Raw genomic sequence first — 3,729 nt, forward strand, 5'->3', positions numbered from 1 at the left:
GCTCGTCTTCCCATCCTTTGGCGCCAAACGGCGGGGAGAATGGCCTCCAAAATTCGACATGTGGGAAGTCTATGCCCCATTAATTCACCGGCCTTCTAGAAGGCGGGTGAAAAACAACGATCACTCCTAGCCGACGTCAGATCACGTGAAATGAGAAGCTGATGCTGCAAAATATAAGTTCAAACATGTAGTTATAACAAAAATACGGGTAATCGCGTAGAATTCCCTCTACGTATTACCCGTTGTTCATTTATAAAGTACTTAACCAAGCCCCAACTGCCGATCCTATATAGTTTCCGATAATATAACCTAAAGTACCCACAAGCATAATCGGTCCGACTAATTTGATCCAGCCTTTTGAAATCGCCATAGCTGCGGCCGTTGTTGGTCCACCGATATTTGCATTGCTCGCCAGAATAATTTCTTCCAGTGAAAATTTAAAGATTTTCCCAATACCGAAGGAAATGATCATGTTGATAATCACCATCAAAGCACATAATACGAAGATGAGCGGTGCATTTTGTAAGATGACTTGAATGGAAGCCGGTACACCGATCACGACGAAGAAAATATAAATTAAAAATGTACCGATTTCCTGAGTTCCATGGATATTTTCAAAGTAACGCGGGAACAGAGTGACCGCAAGCAGTGTAATCGTCGTTAACATTAAGTAGTTATCACCTAATATTCCATTTAAAATATTTAAAAATACGTTCGCATCCTCACCAGATGGAATCAATTCATCCAAGAAACCGGCAATTGTAAATGAGATGGCGACAATGACAAATGTCGTCCCGACGGCTTTTGCGATATCGAGCAAGGAGATATCTTTTCTCTTCCAGTAGGATGCCGCGTGGTTTTCATCTCCTTTCACATTGCTTTCCAACTCATCGATGTACGGGGTCTTAAAATATTTCCGGAAAAACGTTAATGATGGAATCAAGATCAACCCCAAGAAATAAAGTGCCATCACCATATTATCGGCAACGACCGTCGCGGATACGAGCTCACTTGGTGTTTCGAATTTTGCGGCCATCGCAACAAAGTTTACGCCACCACCAATATAAGAACCTGTCATCATCGCAGAAATCTTATATAGTAAAGGAATATGGTCTTTGAGTAAAAAGAAGGAGATAATAGCGCCTGCCACAGTTCCGACTGAACTAATTAAGAAAATTACCACTAATCTACCACTTTCACGCCAGATTTTCATTATATTCGTTTGAAAAAGGAGTAACGGGATTGCTAGCGGGATGACATACGACCAGACCGTATCATACACCGCTGATTCAGTAGGAATGATATTCAAGTTGGCCAAAATCATCGCACCAACAAGCGCAATGATCGCTCCGGATATTTTGGCAGCCCATTGATATTTTTGCTCTAAATAAATACTGATCGCTGCCCAGCCCACTAGAATCGCCCAAAGAATCCATGTATCATCCGATTGAATCAATGTATTCGTCATTTCCCAACCCTCCATTTTTTATCAAACCTCAGTGCATTGACCATTGATCTAAAAGAAGTGAATAAATTTGCCGCGGTCTTCCTCGATTGACTGGCTGCTCCTCACCTGTAACTGATACCAACCCAGCTTGTTCTAATCGACTTAACAGCCGCCGCGCACTTCTTGGCGTAATTCTTAAGCCCTTCGCTAATTCTATGGCAGTTACCGAATTTTTGCCATGAATTTTGAAAAAAGAGAGAATACGGTTGATGGTCGAACTACTCACATTTGCTTTTTGAGCAATTTCTAAAACTTTTTCATTATCATTCCACAGCGAATAGCTTAAAATTCCTGATTGCATAACCGGACCATAAATTTTGCCGTTTGCATCATAAATTATATAATCTGTATTGGACGCTTTCGCTTTTTTTAGCGCTTCCAACGCATACATTTCCGCCTCATTTGTTGATCTTCCGATTCCGATACCGAGCTGAACTTTTCTTTCTGTTTTTTGAAAAATATCATGGATCAATGTAAGCTCGTTGGAATGTTGCTGATCATCTAATTGTAAGGCTTCGCGGGTGGTGATAAATCTTAATTCACGGCGATCGATCCATTTGATAATGGCCTGTGTCTTTTCCCCGTAATCTACTAAACTTTGCTGCAAAGCCAGTAATCTTCGTTGCAATTGATATTCCGTTAAATCATCTTGTTCGAAAATCTCTTTTAAATCGACAATCCCTATCGCAATGTGTGAATTTTGCTTTTTCAGTTTCTGTGCTTCCATTAACACGATCTGTAATGTGTTTCTTACCGCATTCCTTGTCGGAAGGACCCTTACTGCAGGTACACCGAGTTCTATTAATCGTTCATATATTAACCCCACACATGTAATAGCGGTATCGATTTGACCGTTTTTCCACAATTCATAATGAAATCGAGTCGTTTTTTCAATATGAAATTCTTCTGAATGTGTATCATAATAAATGTTTTGTACTCTGATCTCCAATTCTTCCAAACTTTCTTCTACTTCATATTTTTGTAGATTATCAATACTTATGTTCAGTGTTCCATTTTGCAAATCGTACTTCCCATTTAAGGCTAATTGAAATAAGGCCCGGTATAAAGCGGTTCCTTCAAAAGGGATAAAGAATATCGATTGATCAAGTTTTAAATTATTTTTAGCGATTTTGTAAGGCAGCGAGCCGGCAAACAAAATGATTTGAAAACCCGCTCCATACTTTTTCACGATTTCAATGACTTCCTCTTCATTATGGTAGGTAGCATAATGGATGGATAATTCCGGATATTCCTTCTCCACATTCATAATCATTTTTTCAATATCGCGAGGTCCGATCGCGAGTACTCGAATTTGCATTTCAGTAAGCACCCTTTCGGCACTTTTTCAAACCTGAAGGCGCAGGAATTAGTAAGTGATTCGATGCCCAGCCAATTCCAATACACCACCATAAATGGCTTCATTTCCCGTTTTCAGTGCCCAATTTTGATTGCCGTAGTCATAGTGCCACCATTCTTCGTCGTAATTTGTAAATCCGGCCTTTTCCATAATGCTTTTTAATAGCTTGCGATTCTCTTTAATCTCCCTATCTAATGGACTTGGATTTTTAATTTGTTCAAAATAGTCCGTTCTTGACATCTCCGTAAATTCATCAAATTTGGACCCCATATTCAGCGGACCGTGTTTATTCGCAATGGTTAAATCAATCGCACCACCAGTTAAATGATTGGATGGTCGCATCGGATCCTCCGACGGTCTGTCCACATACTTCGTCAATTCTTTTTTCAGTTCATTCCCTGCTAAACCTTTTAACTGTAATTGCTTTTCGAATTGTCGATACAGTGCTAACTGAACTTTATAAGGTCGCCAGGCGTCAAAAACGATAAAATAATGATCCACAGGCAGGAAGTGAACCGCTTTCAAAAGACGTTTGACAGCACCTTCCCTAAGATAGCAATCGTTCGGCGCACCAGGAATATTGTTTTGAAAATAATACGGTTCTACAACTATTTTTTCTGAAATCCCTGTTAGCGACATGAGTTTTTCATGATTCTCATGAATAGGAATCTGTTCCTTCGTTAGATAAATTGTTCGTCACCCCTCTTTTAAAAACTTATTGATAAATCTACTCCATCTTTTTCGTTAATTTAAGAATTTTCATTTATATAAAAGTAACTATTCACCCCAGTGCTAGTGTATAAAAAAGCCCAGCACAAATAGGGCATTTCGGTCATAGAAAATGCCCTAGGTAGCGGAAAGAACT

The 3,729-nt window shown here is 39.5% G+C and carries 3 protein-coding genes; all 3 read right to left on the minus strand.

Features of this window, described 5'->3' with window-relative positions:
• Window positions 1–250: 250 nt before the first annotated feature.
• Genes CV944_RS16390 through CV944_RS16400 form a run of 3 tightly spaced genes read right to left on the minus strand, consistent with a single transcriptional unit; the run spans window position 251 to window position 3,503 of the window.
• The gene (locus CV944_RS16390) at window positions 251–1,468 is read right to left on the minus strand and encodes a DUF819 family protein (protein WP_100664544.1); all 1,218 of its coding nucleotides are present in this window, start codon (window positions 1,466–1,468) and stop codon (window positions 251–253) included.
• A gap of 28 nt (window positions 1,469–1,496) precedes the next feature.
• Window positions 1,497–2,825 (minus strand): helix-turn-helix domain-containing protein, encoded by a 1,329-nt coding sequence (locus CV944_RS16395; RefSeq protein WP_100664545.1) that lies wholly within the window; start codon window positions 2,823–2,825, stop codon window positions 1,497–1,499.
• 48 nt (window positions 2,826–2,873) lie between these two features.
• On the minus strand, window positions 2,874–3,503 hold the full coding sequence (locus CV944_RS16400; RefSeq protein WP_100664546.1) for a M15 family metallopeptidase: 630 nt from the start codon (window positions 3,501–3,503) through the stop codon (window positions 2,874–2,876).
• Between the last annotated feature and the right edge of the window lie 226 nt (window positions 3,504–3,729).

It is taken from the genome of Geobacillus sp. WSUCF-018B, from assembly GCF_002809985.1.
In the GTDB taxonomy this organism is placed as follows: Bacteria; Bacillota; Bacilli; order Bacillales; family Anoxybacillaceae; genus Geobacillus; species Geobacillus thermophilus.

What these genes read in the sequence shown, in the direction of transcription:
- CV944_RS16395 (WP_100664545.1), bottom strand. Translation starts at nt 2,825, where the DNA reads ATGCAAATTCGAGTACTCGCGATCGGACCTCGCGATATTGAAAAAATG.
- CV944_RS16390 (WP_100664544.1), bottom strand. Translation starts at nt 1,468, where the DNA reads ATGACGAATACATTGATTCAATCGGATGATACATGGATTCTTTGGGCG.
- CV944_RS16400 (WP_100664546.1), bottom strand. Translation starts at nt 3,503, where the DNA reads ATGTCGCTAACAGGGATTTCAGAAAAAATAGTTGTAGAACCGTATTAT.